The 13836-nt window shown below is 38.4% G+C and carries 15 protein-coding genes; 7 read left to right on the top strand and 8 right to left on the bottom strand.

Annotated elements, in window-relative coordinates; genetic code table 11:
* The first annotated feature begins 31 nt into the window (after positions 1-31).
* On the top strand, positions 32-781 hold the full coding sequence (locus D017_RS07470; protein ID WP_035335676.1) for an enoyl-CoA hydratase/isomerase family protein: 750 nt from the start codon (positions 32-34) through the stop codon (positions 779-781).
* Positions 782-872: 91 nt separating this feature from the next.
* Here the strand turns inward: D017_RS07470 and D017_RS07475 are convergent, their stop codons facing one another.
* Together D017_RS07475 and D017_RS15375 are read right to left on the bottom strand one after the other, a co-directional pair.
* Positions 873-1439 (bottom strand): DUF4136 domain-containing protein, encoded by a 567-nt coding sequence (locus tag D017_RS07475; protein ID WP_035335677.1) that lies wholly within the window; start codon positions 1437-1439, stop codon positions 873-875.
* A 355-nt stretch (positions 1440-1794) separates the two neighbouring features.
* The gene (locus D017_RS15375) at positions 1795-1965 is read right to left on the bottom strand and encodes a DUF5522 domain-containing protein (RefSeq protein ID WP_013751106.1); all 171 of its coding nucleotides are present in this window, start codon (positions 1963-1965) and stop codon (positions 1795-1797) included.
* 118 nt (positions 1966-2083) lie between these two features.
* On the opposite strand from D017_RS15375, the gene D017_RS07480 reads away from it, so the two are divergent.
* The 4 genes from D017_RS07480 (at position 2084) to hemL (ending at position 5513) form a co-directional block, all read left to right on the top strand.
* Entirely contained in the window at positions 2084-2410 is a 327-nt protein-coding gene (locus tag D017_RS07480; protein ID WP_035335678.1) for a hypothetical protein, read from the top strand.
* Between the two features lie 3 nt (positions 2411-2413).
* Positions 2414-3322, top strand: coding sequence for a pyridoxal-phosphate dependent enzyme (locus D017_RS07485; protein ID WP_051583833.1), 909 nt, complete (start codon positions 2414-2416; stop codon positions 3320-3322).
* Between the two features lie 4 nt (positions 3323-3326).
* The gene (locus D017_RS07490) at positions 3327-4160 is read left to right on the top strand and encodes a glucosaminidase domain-containing protein (RefSeq protein WP_035335679.1); all 834 of its coding nucleotides are present in this window, start codon (positions 3327-3329) and stop codon (positions 4158-4160) included.
* A gap of 69 nt (positions 4161-4229) precedes the next feature.
* Positions 4230-5513 (top strand): glutamate-1-semialdehyde 2,1-aminomutase, encoded by a 1284-nt coding sequence (gene hemL / locus D017_RS07495; RefSeq protein ID WP_035335680.1) that lies wholly within the window; start codon positions 4230-4232, stop codon positions 5511-5513.
* 84 nt (positions 5514-5597) lie between these two features.
* On the opposite strand, the gene D017_RS07500 is transcribed toward hemL, so the two are convergent.
* The 3 genes from D017_RS07500 to D017_RS07510 all read right to left on the bottom strand — a co-directional run bounded on the left by D017_RS07500 (position 5598) and on the right by D017_RS07510 (position 10289).
* Positions 5598-6047, bottom strand: a complete 450-nt coding sequence (locus tag D017_RS07500) for a hypothetical protein (protein WP_035335682.1) — start codon at positions 6045-6047, stop codon at positions 5598-5600.
* A 231-nt stretch (positions 6048-6278) separates the two neighbouring features.
* Positions 6279-8753, bottom strand: a complete 2475-nt coding sequence (locus tag D017_RS07505) for a zinc-dependent metalloprotease (RefSeq protein WP_035335683.1) — start codon at positions 8751-8753, stop codon at positions 6279-6281.
* Between the two features lie 63 nt (positions 8754-8816).
* On the bottom strand, positions 8817-10289 hold the full coding sequence (locus tag D017_RS07510; RefSeq protein WP_035335685.1) for a hypothetical protein: 1473 nt from the start codon (positions 10287-10289) through the stop codon (positions 8817-8819).
* A gap of 151 nt (positions 10290-10440) precedes the next feature.
* Between D017_RS07510 and D017_RS07515 the strand changes: the two genes are divergently transcribed.
* Both D017_RS07515 and yiaA read left to right on the top strand, forming a co-directional pair.
* Positions 10441-11580 (top strand): hypothetical protein, encoded by a 1140-nt coding sequence (locus D017_RS07515; protein ID WP_152023875.1) that lies wholly within the window; start codon positions 10441-10443, stop codon positions 11578-11580.
* 103 nt (positions 11581-11683) lie between these two features.
* On the top strand, positions 11684-12145 hold the full coding sequence (yiaA, locus tag D017_RS07520; RefSeq protein WP_035335687.1) for an inner membrane protein YiaA: 462 nt from the start codon (positions 11684-11686) through the stop codon (positions 12143-12145).
* Between the two features lie 79 nt (positions 12146-12224).
* On the opposite strand, the gene D017_RS07525 is transcribed toward yiaA, so the two are convergent.
* The 3 genes from D017_RS07525 to D017_RS07535 form a co-directional block, all read right to left on the bottom strand.
* Positions 12225-12608 (bottom strand): DUF393 domain-containing protein, encoded by a 384-nt coding sequence (locus tag D017_RS07525; RefSeq protein ID WP_035335689.1) that lies wholly within the window; start codon positions 12606-12608, stop codon positions 12225-12227.
* Positions 12609-12871: 263 nt separating this feature from the next.
* The gene (locus D017_RS07530; protein ID WP_035335690.1) at positions 12872-13519 is read right to left on the bottom strand and encodes a DsbA family oxidoreductase; all 648 of its coding nucleotides are present in this window, start codon (positions 13517-13519) and stop codon (positions 12872-12874) included.
* Between the two features lies 1 nt (position 13520).
* Complete coding sequence (locus D017_RS07535; protein WP_035335692.1) at positions 13521-13835, bottom strand: EthD family reductase; 315 nt, start codon at positions 13833-13835, stop codon at positions 13521-13523.
* Position 13836: the final 1 nt, after the last annotated feature.

Genomic DNA, 13836 nt, shown 5'->3' on the forward strand with positions numbered 1-13836 from the left:
TTTTACCTAACATTAACTTCAGCTATATACAATGACACAACCTTACGTAAAGACATTAAAAGCAAATGGAATCGCTACGATTACATTTTTTCATCCAGCGCATAATAGCATGCCTAGTACTGTACTTGCAGACCTCGAGAGTGCAATACAAAATAGTGGAGAAGATGAAGATGTAAAAGTAATCATACTGCAAAGTGGAGGGGAGCGCACCTTTTGTGCTGGCGCCAGTTTTGATGAGCTTAAAAGCATAGAAGATAATGTAGAAGGGAAAGAATTCTTTATGGGTTTTGCACGGGTGATTCTTGCCATGCGTTCTTGTCCTAAGATTATCATAGGTCGTATTCAAGGTAAAGCAGTAGGAGGTGGCGTAGGTCTTGCAGCTGCAACAGATTATTGCTATGCAACTAAGTATGCGAGTATAAAACTAAGCGAACTCACCATAGGTATAGGACCGTTTGTAATTGCTCCCGCTGTTGAACGCAAGATAGGGTTGAATGGACTAAGCGACTTGACACTAAATGCAACAGAGTTTTATAGCCCAGAATGGGCTAAAGAAAAAGGACTGTATGCAGCCCTTTGTGAAACTTCTATTTTAATGGATGAAGCGGTACAAGCACTAGCTGTAAAACTTGCTTCATACAACCCAGAAGCGGTTACCGCTATGAAAAAAGCATTATGGGAAGGAACAGACCACTGGCCATCACTTCTAGAAGAACGTGCTGAGATGAGTGGTACTTTAGTGTTAAGTAAGTTTACAAAAGATACACTGGGAGCGTTGTAACTGAGATGACAATACCAGTCAGAAGCTTTATATATTAAAAAAGCACCCCTTGGGGTGCTTTTTAAGTTTAAGGGCTAATTCAAACAATGTTTTAATTTCCTGCTACTTGTGGAGGATATACACCTAAAATTTCTTGAACGATTAGGTTAATGCGTTCTTCACGCTTATCTACGTCGCCAGTAACTAGTGGTGCTGTACCCTGTCCTTGCCAGATAAGCTGATTTTTATTTGCGTCAATTAAGTCAATGTATAATGTACCTTGAGTAGATCTTGCAACGGTGTTATTGTTAAAACCACCGTTCCAGCCCCAGGGGCCTCCCCATGGTCCCCAGAAACCTCCCCAGCCCCCACGGAAGCCAAAGTTGTTTTGGTACACATCGATACGTTCTTTCGCTTTTGTAAATATGCTTACGAGTACCGTAGGATTTTCAGATTTTGTAAAACCTTTTGCCATCATCTCAGATTCAATAGCGCGGAGTACACGTTTTTTATCTAAGTCAGAAATCTCTGCTTTGTCTATTCCTGGTTTGTAAAAAGCAAAGGTTTTGTACTCGTTAAAGTTTGTTTCCTTGTCGTAGTCAGAAGCTACGCGCACAGTGCTACATGAAGCCAGTAAGAGTACGGCTCCCAGTAATGGTAAAAGTCTAAGTGCTTTCATAGTAGTTTGTTTTTAAAGATTATTTATAAGTGGTTCTGCAAAAAAATGATAATACTAACTGCAAGATTAGGGTCGTAATCATAAGGTGATTGTTCTATAAGGTAACAATCCTTTGGTCACTTATCCTGTTTTATCAAACACTTCTTTTATTTGTCTAGTGTAAAATGATTGATTTTAAGCATCTTTCAGATTATTAAAATTATCAATTACCGTACCAAAATGGCTGTTTAAGAGAAGCACATATATCTCATCAACAAGGTGATGGAATATATGTAACTAAAATGTAGTAATTGGTGTGTAGAATTTTTCGCGAAAGCGTACTGTATATAATGTCTTATTTACTTTCAAAAAGAACTTAGTTCTGGCTGTTGGTTTTCTTGCTATACCCATACGGACAATGACGGCAACCGCTTTCACAGCAATAACCACGTTTAAGATGATATTGTTCTGTAAAACATTTGTAGCCCTCTGGCGTTAGGTAGTAATCGCCATCTTCTATAGGAATATGTTTTTTTAAGTAGGACATATTACAAAGATAAGGATACGGCACAGACTTTGAATAACGTCTATAATATAAGTAGTAACGTACAAGTATTAAGGAGATCTTAAGATACTGGATGTTATAATTGATTTATTTTTGACCTATGTTTCTAATTGTAAATAAATATTTATTGCGCAAACGCTTTGTGGGAGTGACCCTCTGGCCATTTATAGTAATGCGTACTCCAGATCTCAAGGAGGATATTGTATTTATTAATCACGAGAAAATCCACATTAGACAGCAAGCAGAAATGCTTGTGCTGCCATTCTTTATATGGTATGTAATAGAGTATTTTATAAGACTTATACAGTACAGGGATAATTATGTGGCTTACCTTAATATAAGTTTTGAAAGAGAGGCTTATGCTCGTGAGTGCGAGCTTAGCTATCTAGAAAAGCGTCCTTTTTGGAGTTTTCTAGCGTATCTTTAACCCGTGAATCTTACTTCAGAAAATCAATTTATTTCAGAAACTAATGGCTATTCCCTTTCTATTAAAAGGGAGGACTTACTGCATCCTACAGTTTCTGGAAACAAGTTTAGAAAACTTAAATATAACCTTATACAAGCCCGAGAAGAGGGTTTTGAAACCTTACTCACTTTTGGAGGAGCTTACTCAAACCATATTGCTGCTACAGCTGCGGCTGGGCAATTAGAGGGTTTTAAAACTATAGGTGTTATACGTGGAGAAGAGCTAGGTGTTAATCTTGCTAAAACGCTTGAAAGTAATCCTACACTGGCATTTGCACATGAGTGTGGGATGAAATTTCACTTTATATCAAGAGAAGAATACCGAGAAAAAGATGAGGTACGCTTTCGCGAAAGCATAACAACAACCTTTAATAATCCGTTTATAATTCCCGAAGGCGGAACTAACGAGCTTGCTATCAAAGGTTGTGAAGAGATCTTAACTGAAGATGATACAGACTTTGACTACATATGTTGTCCCATAGGAACTGCGGGAACAATTTCTGGTATTATTAATAGTCTCAAGCCACATCAAACAGCAATAGGTTTTCCAGCACTCAAGGGAAATTGGGTGGCAGATGAAGTGAGAAAATATGCAAATAATGAGCAGTGGGAGGTTATTGCCAACTATCATTTTGGTGGATATGCAAAGGTGAATGGTGATCTCATTAACTTTATAAATGAATTTCATTCAAAGCATCAGGTTTTACTAGATCCTATTTATACGGGTAAGATGCTTTATGGCATTTCAGAGCTTATGAAAGGTGGGTATTTCCGCGAGAATTCTCGTATTTTAGCCGTTCATACGGGAGGTTTACAAGGTATTGCAGGAATGAACATCCAGCTTGCCAAAAAAGGGCTTCCACTCATAGACTAATTATATGTTGAAACGTTTTACCATACTCTTGATTATAGGAATACTCTCTGTAAGTTGTGGCGGTTCTAAAAAAGCTACGCGTTCTAAGAAAAGAACGAAGGCTACACGAACTATAGAGAGGAGACAGCCATCTCCAAAAGTGACGGAAGCAAAAACACCAGATGAGAATCTTGATAATGGTGTAAATCCAGTTCCCAAGGGTGGTGTGAATGGCTATATAGATACCTTTGCCGATATCGCAAAAGAAGAAATGGAATTATACGGAATTCCAGCTAGTATTACACTTGCTCAAGGTATTCTAGAGTCTGGAGCAGGAAAAGGAGAGCTAGTTCTAAAAGCAAATAATCACTTTGGTATTAAATGTCACGACTGGAAAGGTCAGACCGTTTATCATGATGATGACACTAAAGGAGAATGCTTTAGAAAGTATAGCTTGCCTAAATTTTCATACAGAGATCACTCCTTATTCTTGACAGGCAGAAAACGCTATACAGATCTTTTTAAACTTCCTAAGGATGATTACAAAGGGTGGGCAGAAGGACTTCGTGCTGCGGGTTATGCAACAGATAAAAAATATCCTCAAAAGTTAATTAGCCTAGTAGAACGCTATGAGTTGTATCGTTATGATGGAGAAGTTCTAGGAAAAGATGTGGAGGATTATAAGAAAGTGACAGACAATAATAACCAACATACTGTACAAAAGGGTGAAACGCTTTACCGTATATCACGTAAGTATGATGTAACGGTGCCAGAACTTAAAAAGTGGAATGGTATTGATGGTAATCAAATTTTTGAAGGTCAAGTGCTTTTTATCAAACCATTTGATAGAGGGTATTAAGAGATTAGATTCTTGAATAAAATAGAGTACAAGATCGTACAATGTACGGACAACAAATAGCAAATTTAGATGATTTATAAAAGGAGTAGTGAGCTCTTTGTGGCAGCTCAAAAAGTAATACCAGGAGGCGTAAATAGTCCCGTAAGAGCTTTTAAATCTGTAGGAGGAGATCCTGTATTTGTAAAAGAAGCAAAGGGAGCTTATTTATATGATGAAGATGGACGCAGGCTTATCGATTACATCGCTTCATGGGGGCCTATGATTTTAGGTCATGCACATAAACCTGTGGTAGATGCTGTTGTTGAAAAAGCACAAAAAGGTACTTCCTTTGGAATGCCTACAGAGATAGAAACAAAAATTGCCGAGCTTGCCATCTCTATGGTGCCGGGTATTGATAAAATACGCTTTGTAAATAGTGGTACAGAAGCCTGCATGAGTGCAGTGCGTCTTGCTCGCGGATTCTCAGGAAGAGAGAAGATTATCAAATTTGCAGGTTGTTATCACGGTCACTCTGACTCATTTCTTATTCAAGCAGGAAGTGGTGCAGTAACCTTTGGATCTCCTAATAGTCCAGGAGTAACTGCTGGTACAGCAAAAGATACTTTACTTGCAGATTATAATAATCTAGATAAGGTAAAAGAACTTTTTGAAGCAAATCCAGGTGAGATTGCTGCAATTATTATAGAACCTGTTGCAGGTAACATGGGTTGTATTCTCCCTGCTGAAGGATTCTTGCAAGGCTTGCGTGAGCTATGTGATGAGCATGGAACACTACTCATATTTGATGAGGTGATGACAGGCTTTAGACTAGCAAAAGGTGGTGTGCAAGAACTTATGGATGTTCGTGCAGATATTGTCACTTTCGGAAAAGTAATAGGTGGAGGATTACCTGTAGGAGCTTTTGCAGCTCGCACAGAAATCATGAGTCATCTTGCTCCAGAAGGACCAGTATATCAAGCGGGAACGTTAAGTGGGAATCCGCTAGCGATGGCTGCGGGACTAGCCATGCTTACAGAACTTAATAACAGTGATGTTTTTGAAAGTCTAGCAAAGAAAACCGAGTACCTACATAAAGGAATAGATAAGGCCTTAACTGATAGTGGAGTGACCTTTACTATAAACCGAATTGGCTCGATGATTTCTGTACACTTTGCCGAAGGTGCAGTGACAGATTTCAAATCGGCTGCGGTGGGGGATAATGATACGTTCAAGAAATTCTTCCATGGATTACTTGAAGAGGGTATTTACATAGCACCAAGTGCCTATGAAAGCTGGTTCTTAAATGACGCTCTTTCTTATGAAGATCTTGATGAGACCATTGCTGCGGTAGCAAAGGTGGGAAAGACGTTGTAATATTTCCTTTTTTTAGAGAACAAAAAAACGGCATCCCAATCACGGATGCCGTTTTCAATCTAAAAATAAACCAATCAATCAAAATTATTTATTTCCTCTGCGCGATTCTTTGTGACCTCTTTTTCCTTTGTCACCACGCTTTCCTTTTCTCTTAGCATTCATTCTCTTAAACTGCTTGAACTGGTCTTCTGTTAAGATGCTCTGCATTTTTTCTTGCATAGCAATCTGCTTATCTAGACGCTCATTCTGCATTGCGTAGCGTTGCTCTTTTGTAAGCGCTGGCTTTTCTTTATTTGCCTTGCGCTCTGCTTGCATCGCTTTGCGATCTTCTGCTTGATCAAGAAGTACTTTATACACTTTTTTAGACTGGTTATCGTCTAGTGCAAGTGCAAGTGTCATCTTCTTTGTGCTTAGTGTAGCAACTTGTTCTGCAGTCATGTCATTACCTCTTCTTTCTTCTCCAGATCTTGGACCTCTTTGTGCAGACATTGATATGGTCGCAAGTACTAGAAACATCATCATTAACTTTTTCATCTTTTTTACTTTTTAATTGTTGAACACTTATATGACCTTAAAAAAAGAGGAAGGTTTAATGATTATACTTTTTTGTGACTTTATTATGATTTTATCGAAGCACGCTTTCGCGAAAGCGTAACCCTATCAAGCATCTTCTATAAGAGAGTAGTGTCATAAAAATGAACCATAAAAAAACACCCAGCAATCATACGATTGCTGGGTGTTTTAATAAGTAAGCTATTGTAATTATTACTTAGGATCAAGTATCATATTGATACGCTCTACAAGGTCTTCTGCATGTATGCGGCTCATACGGTCTCTAAGTCTGTTGTTTTGTAAATCACGTTTAAGATCTTTAAGCTCTGCACGTACTACGGCACGTATATCACTCTGACCTACATTTACTCTAGTCCCGCTAAAGAAGCGACCACCACTTTGATTTTCTGTCATGATGAACTCAAGGCGCTCTACATATGCACGCTGCAAGTTACGACGGTAAATATCTATGGCTTGGCGGCTTCTCAACTCTGAGAATAAACCAGCTCTTAGGTCAGACATCATAGTAACTAGTGAGTATGCATCTGCATCGTTTAATGCTTCATTTTCAAGCATACGAGCCATACGTCCAAAGTCGAGAAGGTTGTTAAGTGTTCTAGTCTGGAAACCTCTCACGCGCTCTACACTTCCAGCATTTTCAATTTTGTCAAAAATATTGTTGTCTAGTAACCACTCTGGGGTTTTAAAGAGTTGTGCCTGGATGAAGTTTAATGCTTCTTTCTGTTTTGCTTTAGGAACGTGTGTGTACACGGCTCCTTCTTGATCATAGGTTTTGTACATTTCATATACACCACCTACGTTAGCTGCAACATGGCCCATATAACGGTTGTACTGTGATAATACTTGGCCATACATTTTATCTAGCTCATCATAGTTTTGACCTTCTTCGGCGGTCCACTCGATTAGGTTAGGAACGATGCGTTTAAGGTTTGCAATACCATAAGCACTTGCTTTCATAGCATCATCACCTAGATCTTCTGTTTGCGAGCTAGGATCAATCACACCTCTTTGCTGTCTCCCAAAACGGTACATAGGATCTCCAGCATGCTCAAGAATCCAGCTGTCTAGTGTTTTCTTCTCTTCTTCAGCGCTGTTTGCAGACGGGATAGGGCGGTAACCCCACTTAATAGCATACTTGTCATAAATACCTATGTTAGGCATTAAAGCTACATCACCGTCTCCTGGTTGTGCTACGTAGTTAAAACGTGCATAATCCATGATTGATGGTGCAGTTCCATATTTCTTAGTAAACTCAGGATCACGTAAATCATCTACTGCATAAGCAACACTACTTCCCATGTTGTGTGGAAGTCCAAGTGTGTGACCAACTTCGTGCGAACTCACAAAACGAATTAGTCGTCCCATGATTTCATCTTTAAACTCGTTGCTACGAGCTTCTGGGTTGATAGCTGCAGTCTGTACAAAATACCAGTTGTGTAATAATGTCATTACGTTGTGGTACCAGTTAATGTCACTTTCTAAAATCTCTCCAGAGCGTGGGTCACTTACGTGAGGTCCATTTGCATTAGGAATAGGAGAAGCTAGGTAGCGCACCACACTATAACGTACATCTTCTGGACTCCAGTCTGGATCTTCCTCTACAGATGGAGGATCGGCAGCGATGATAGCGTTTTTAAAACCTGCAGCTTCAAAAGCTACTTGCCAGTCTTCTATACCTTGTTTGATATATGGTACCCATTTCTTTGGAGTAGCACGATCTATATAATAAACGATTTGTTTTTTAGGCTCTACAAGCTCACCACGATTAAAGGCAGCAAGATCTTCATCTTTTACCTCAAGTCTCCATCTGTCTAGGTAGCGTATAGTTTTGCTCTTTTGTAAGTCAAGACCGTAATCTGTTTGACCACGTCCAAACCACCCTACACGCTCGTCAAACATACGGCGTTGCATAGGTTCTTTTGGCAATAAGATCATGGAGTTACTCATCATTAATGAGAGTGTACCCGTAGCATTATTAGACGGTAAAGCGCTACCACTATATGTTTTTACACTACGCACCTCAATGTTTTGCGGGTAGCTTCTTATCGTGTCTATGTAAGATCGCTTTCCGTCAAGCTTTGTCACTTTAAGCCCTTTACGGCGTCTTTGTGGCAAACCTAAAGGCTTGACATCTGTCTCAAATAACGGACTAGCATCGATTACGATATTTTTATTTCCAGAGGCAGAATCCTTCTTATAAGCCTTTACATCAAAAGCATATAAAACTGGCTCAAAGTTACTGTTCTTTACAGCCTCAGAGATAGGAAGTGAGTCTGCAGCATATACTTGGTGTGACACCACACGTAGTAATACTTTTTTGTCTTTTACTTCCCAGCGTAATACAGAGGTGTTTTGCTTTCCACCACCAAAGCCTAAGCCTCCAGCAGTTTTTGCAATACGCGTTACCATGAGCATCTCGCGACCCATCAGGGAGTCTGGAATCTCATAAAAATACTTGTCGTCTAGTTTGTGTACGGTAAAAAGACCTTCATCAGTCTTTGCATCTTTAGTAATTACTTTGCCATAAGGTTTAATGGCATTTTTACTGTCTTTTGGTTTGGATTTTGAAGCACTTGCCTTGCTGGCAACTTTAGATTGTGACGTGCTACAACTTGCGATAGTAATGGCAAATAGGGTTGCCACTACATAGGATAATTTTTTATTCATTCGGTTGACCTTTTTTGGTGGGTAAAAGGTACAGACCAGCGCCTCCCTATTTTGTTAAGAAAATCACAACATGGCGAGTGTGGTCTCATAAAGTTTTGTTCCGTCCAGTTTAGCTTTTATCCACGCAAAGAAGCTCACCATAAAAATATCTTCATCTTTTAATGACGCTACGGTAAATTGATTCATTACGCTTTCGCGAAAATTTGACTTCTTCACAATAGTCGGGTCATTAAAAATCTGGTTAAAAACTTTTATAAAGCGTTCCAATCTCACTTCGGAAAGGATGATCTTTTCATACTTTCTTTTGAAACTACGTAGCTGTGAATGCACGAGGTCAATATATTCTAGCTCATAATAAATGATTAACGACAATAAATCTCTTTTAATCATCCAGTCTATGCCTAGTCGTTCCTCATACCAACTATCGGAATGTTTAAATTTATTAAGCGTACTTATAGCAGCTTTGTGCTCGCCTTGCTGTGTGAGAAAGACTACTTGCGCGAGCAATACATCTGGATCAACCTTCTTTGTTGATGTTGAGATGTGGTTGTCAATGGCAGCAATAGCAAGAGAGGAGTTACCACTGTAATTTAAAACGAAGGAGTTTATGAGAAGCAAATTTTCGCGAAAGCGGGATTCCCACTTTCCATTTTCGGCATTCATTTCGGTGTTCATAAGCGAGAGGTAATGTGTTGCCTGCTCAAAGTCGCGCACTCTAAAATGAGCATTTGCCATGAAATAGAGCACCTGGATGTGGTAAAAGCGCTGCTTTTCTTGAACGATGTCTTTTTTCTTTATAAGATTATAGGTGTGCGTGATAAAAGGTAGCGCCTCGCCAAAATTGTGATCTAAATGTGCTGCGGTATTTATAATTTCTAGCAGCTGGTACAGGGATTTAAAGGTAAACGTCTCGTTAATTTCAATATGAAAAGCAGCGAGTATTTCTTCTACCGTTTTCTGGATTCCTTTTTTTAATAGATGCTCATCAAATATGAGTATGCGCTTGATGCGTGCGTACGCCATATTGAGTTGCTCTTGCTGTATAAATCGCTGCTGGTTTTGTTGTGCGGCTTGCGTGAGCTCTTGTAAATCTACCTCTGGATGAAGGTGACTGTACTGGAACTGGGTGTGGTAGCTTTCAATAAGTGCCGTGTGCAAGTCAAGGTCTTTTGCTTTTTGAGTCGCTTTTTTTAAGAGTTTTTGCGCAGGTTTATGGAGGTCTTGCTCATAGAGAATACGCGCTGCGAGTATCCATTTAAAAACCTGCATATCATCTGAGGTTTCATTTTCAAAGTTTTGAGTGGCTATAAAGTCAATGAGACTGTCTTGCAGTCTTTTTGAAAGTGCGTGGTAAGCATTACGATTTGCGCTTCCATAAAGTAAAACATCTATGTTCTTAAGAGGAGTTCCCTTTCTGATGAGATTATATAACGTGAGATTCTTGGTGTCTGTCCTCCGATTTTTTGAACGTAAATAGGTCTTAAATAACTTACTGTCTTCTGTAGAGAAAGATTGTATGATAGCCGTGATGTCCATTTTAAATCGTAAGGTTTATTTGTTTTAAAGATAGGTAATATAGGGTTTAAGGAATGTTTTATCCTAATTAGGTCATAAGTATTATTAAAATATTTGATTTTAATAGCTTCTACATCACTGCATCTTTGTTCCATAATCAAACAACAAGATCATGGAATTCAACAATAAAAAACTGTCAAGAACGACAACAGTCATTCATTATCTCATAAGTATTCTGTTGGCTGTCTTTTTAATAGGACTTGCTAATAGAATTATCTGGGATATTGATGAATCTGATAATCGTCCTACTATAGAAAATTTTGAATCGCAAACTGATGTCGCTACTTACAGAAAGCTATACAGTACCGTACAAGATTCAATAAAGGAACAATACCGTAGTCAAGAAGCTCTAGAAATTAATCTTGAGTTAGCCAAAACTACTTTATCTCAAGAGCAGCGTTCTTTCAAATCTTGGATTTCTACACGTACAGCAACACAATCATCTACGGTAGATGCCGAGGTTAGAAAACGTAATCTTACGATGGATTCTATTCAAAAAGTGATACAATCTTATGAGAAGGAAAAATCTGCTTATGCAGCAGCGATCTTGACGTTGAGAGATACACAGGCAGTCTATAGCTTACAAGAGCAGGAGGCAATGGAGGTAGTTTACGAGCTACATAATGATGCCGTGAGAAGTTATGAGCTGAACATCTTTTTAAAACGACTGTTATTTGTACTTCCTATATTATTGCTAGGTATATGGATGCTTTTAAAGAAAAGAAAGCACACGTACTGGCCATTATATCGAGGTTTTGTATTCTTTTCTTTCTACGGTTTTTTTGTAGGGTTAGTGCCTTATTTACCTAGCTATGGAGGATATGTGAGATTTACAATTGGTATCCTGCTTTCCATCTTTTTAGGGGTGTATGCAATACGGTCATTACAAGCTTTTATAAAACGTAAGAAAGAAGATTTACAGCAATCTACACAAGAGCGATCAAAGCAAATAAAAGAAGAAGTAGCAGAAAAAGCTTTAGAAAACCACATGTGCCCTAGCTGTGGTAAAGATTACCTTATTAATGAGTTTCACCAAAGCGGAGGGAAAAAAGGAGTGGCAGGAAACTTAAAAGTAACCAATTACTGCCGCCACTGCGGTCTCCAACTCTTTAAAGATTGCAACAGCTGTGACACTACAAATTATGCACACCTGCCACACTGTTACTCCTGTGGAGATTATATTATGGAGATAGCAAAGGAAGAGAAAACTAATGGGGAGATCATTAAAGACGATATTTCACCCCAGTCCTAAAGGGAGAAAATCAGATTTACAATTAGAAAAAGCCACCCTTTAGGGCTGGGGGAAGCTTTTTAGAACATCACGATTACCAATTAAACAACAAACAACAATAATTATGGAAAATCAATTTGAAACACCCGTAACAGAAAAGAAGAGTAAAAAGAAAGAACCATTTTCAAACAAGCCTACAGGAGCTTTTATAAGTGCATCATGGAGTGCATTATTTGTAGGGATGATATCCTTTTGTGTAGGACTATGGAATGCAGATATGTACCTTAATGAAAAGGGATATTACTTTACCGTATTATTATTTGGATTATTTGCCGTAGTATCTGTACAAAAAAGCGTGAGGGATAGACTAGAAGGAGTCCCAGTGACAGATATTTATTATGGTATAAGTTGGTTTGTAACCATCGTCTCTATCTTACTACTCGTTGTAGGTTTATGGAATGCAGATCTAGATTTAAGTGAGAAAGGATTTTATGGAATGTCTTTTACGTTAAGTCTGTTTTCGGCCATAGCGGTGCAGAAAAACACACGAGATGTAAAGTTTATAGATAGTCTTAATGACAACTAGCAAAAAGCGACACCTACGGGTGTCGCTTTTTGTTGTTTGATGAGACCCAATGCTTCTTAGGGAGTGTTGGGTTTCTATATTAAATATTGATGGTACAAGATGAAGAAGCACCAAACCATTTGAGTCTATTGCGAGAAGCGGTATTGTAAATATAATCACGTATGATCCTTGGGATAAATGCGAGCAATGTTGCTACTGCTTTCCATTTTGGGATTTTTGAAACAATCTTTAAAAATCCATCAGAGTGCGTGTGTAACTCTTGATTATCAATGAGCATTACTGTGTCCAATCGATCCGTAGGCTTGCCGTATTCTTTTAAAATATGCTGTCCTTTTGGAGACTGAAAGGCGATACATTCAAACAATCCGCTTGGTGCAAACTTAATAAGCCAGCCCACAACACCATTACAGAGATTGCATGCTCCATCAAAAATAATTATGCTTTTTTCTTGTAAAGGTTTCATAGCGATGATATTAAGTTCTTCACTTATAGGTCGGAGTTGAGGTGGTTTCTTTTCATGGAGAAGAGAAAATAGTTTTAAAAATTGAGTGGAAGTACTAGGGTAGAGGTGTTGTTATGCTTTCGCGAAAGCGTAATTATTTAAATATATCCTCGCAGCACCAAAAGTAAAAACCCGCACACTATGCCTTTTGAACATTATGTACGGGTTCTCTAATCTTTAAAAATGCTTTTAGGGAAAGCCTATTTTAAAGAGTAATATATTTATTATTCAGTAATAAGTTCTGAGAGTACTTTCTTAAATAAATCTACAGGTTGTGCTCCAGTAACTGCACTCTTTCTATTAAAAACAATGGTAGGAACTGAGTTTACACCTAAATTCTTCCAGTAACCTTGCTGTGTTCTTACTTCATAACGAGCTTCTTCATTTTCAAGTAAGGCCATACCTTCTTCTGCATCTAAGCCAACGTCGAGAAGTGCTTGTTTTAAGACCTCTCTTTGTGATACATCCTTACGCTCACTAAAATAAGCAGTAGTAAGTCGCATTTTTAATTCCGTTTGCTTGTCAAATTTCTTTGCATACTCTAATAGTACGTGCGCATCAAAAGTATTTACAATTCTCATATCGTCAAAATAGTCAAACGTAAAACCAAGCTCATTTCCAGCATCTATTAGTCGTTGCTTAGACTCTTTTTGTTGCGCTGCAGTTGAGCCATATTTTTCTGTAATATGCTCATCTACATTTTGACCTTCGGCAGGCATTTGAGGGTTTAATTCAAACGGTTGCCACTCAATCTCTATTTGGTCTTCAATACCAAGTTCTGATATTGCTTTTTCAAGTCGTTTGTAACCTACGGTACACCATGGGCAAACTACATCTGAGACAATATCTATTTTTAATTTTTCTTTCTTCATTTTACAAATCTATGATTTCACTTATCTGCAATTCTCCTTGAACGTTGCTGTAGTTCTCAACGTCTGCTGCAAATTTTTCTCCGTGTGGTGCAAAGCTCTCTTGGAAAGAAGCAACACTATCAAATTTTAAATGAGCAATCGCTACATAAGGAGCAAGCTCTCCAGGAGCTCTTCCAGCGATTCCTACTTCTAGTTCTAATCCCTTTAATGCGTCACCTAGTGATTCTTGAATCATAGGTAAGTGACTATTTTTATAATAGTCGGTGTCAAATTTGACATCCTCGCTATTAGGGTACATTACAGATACTTTTATCATA

The sequence above is a fragment of the Dokdonia sp. PRO95 genome (assembly GCF_000355805.1).
Lineage (GTDB): Bacteria > Bacteroidota > Bacteroidia > Flavobacteriales > Flavobacteriaceae > Dokdonia.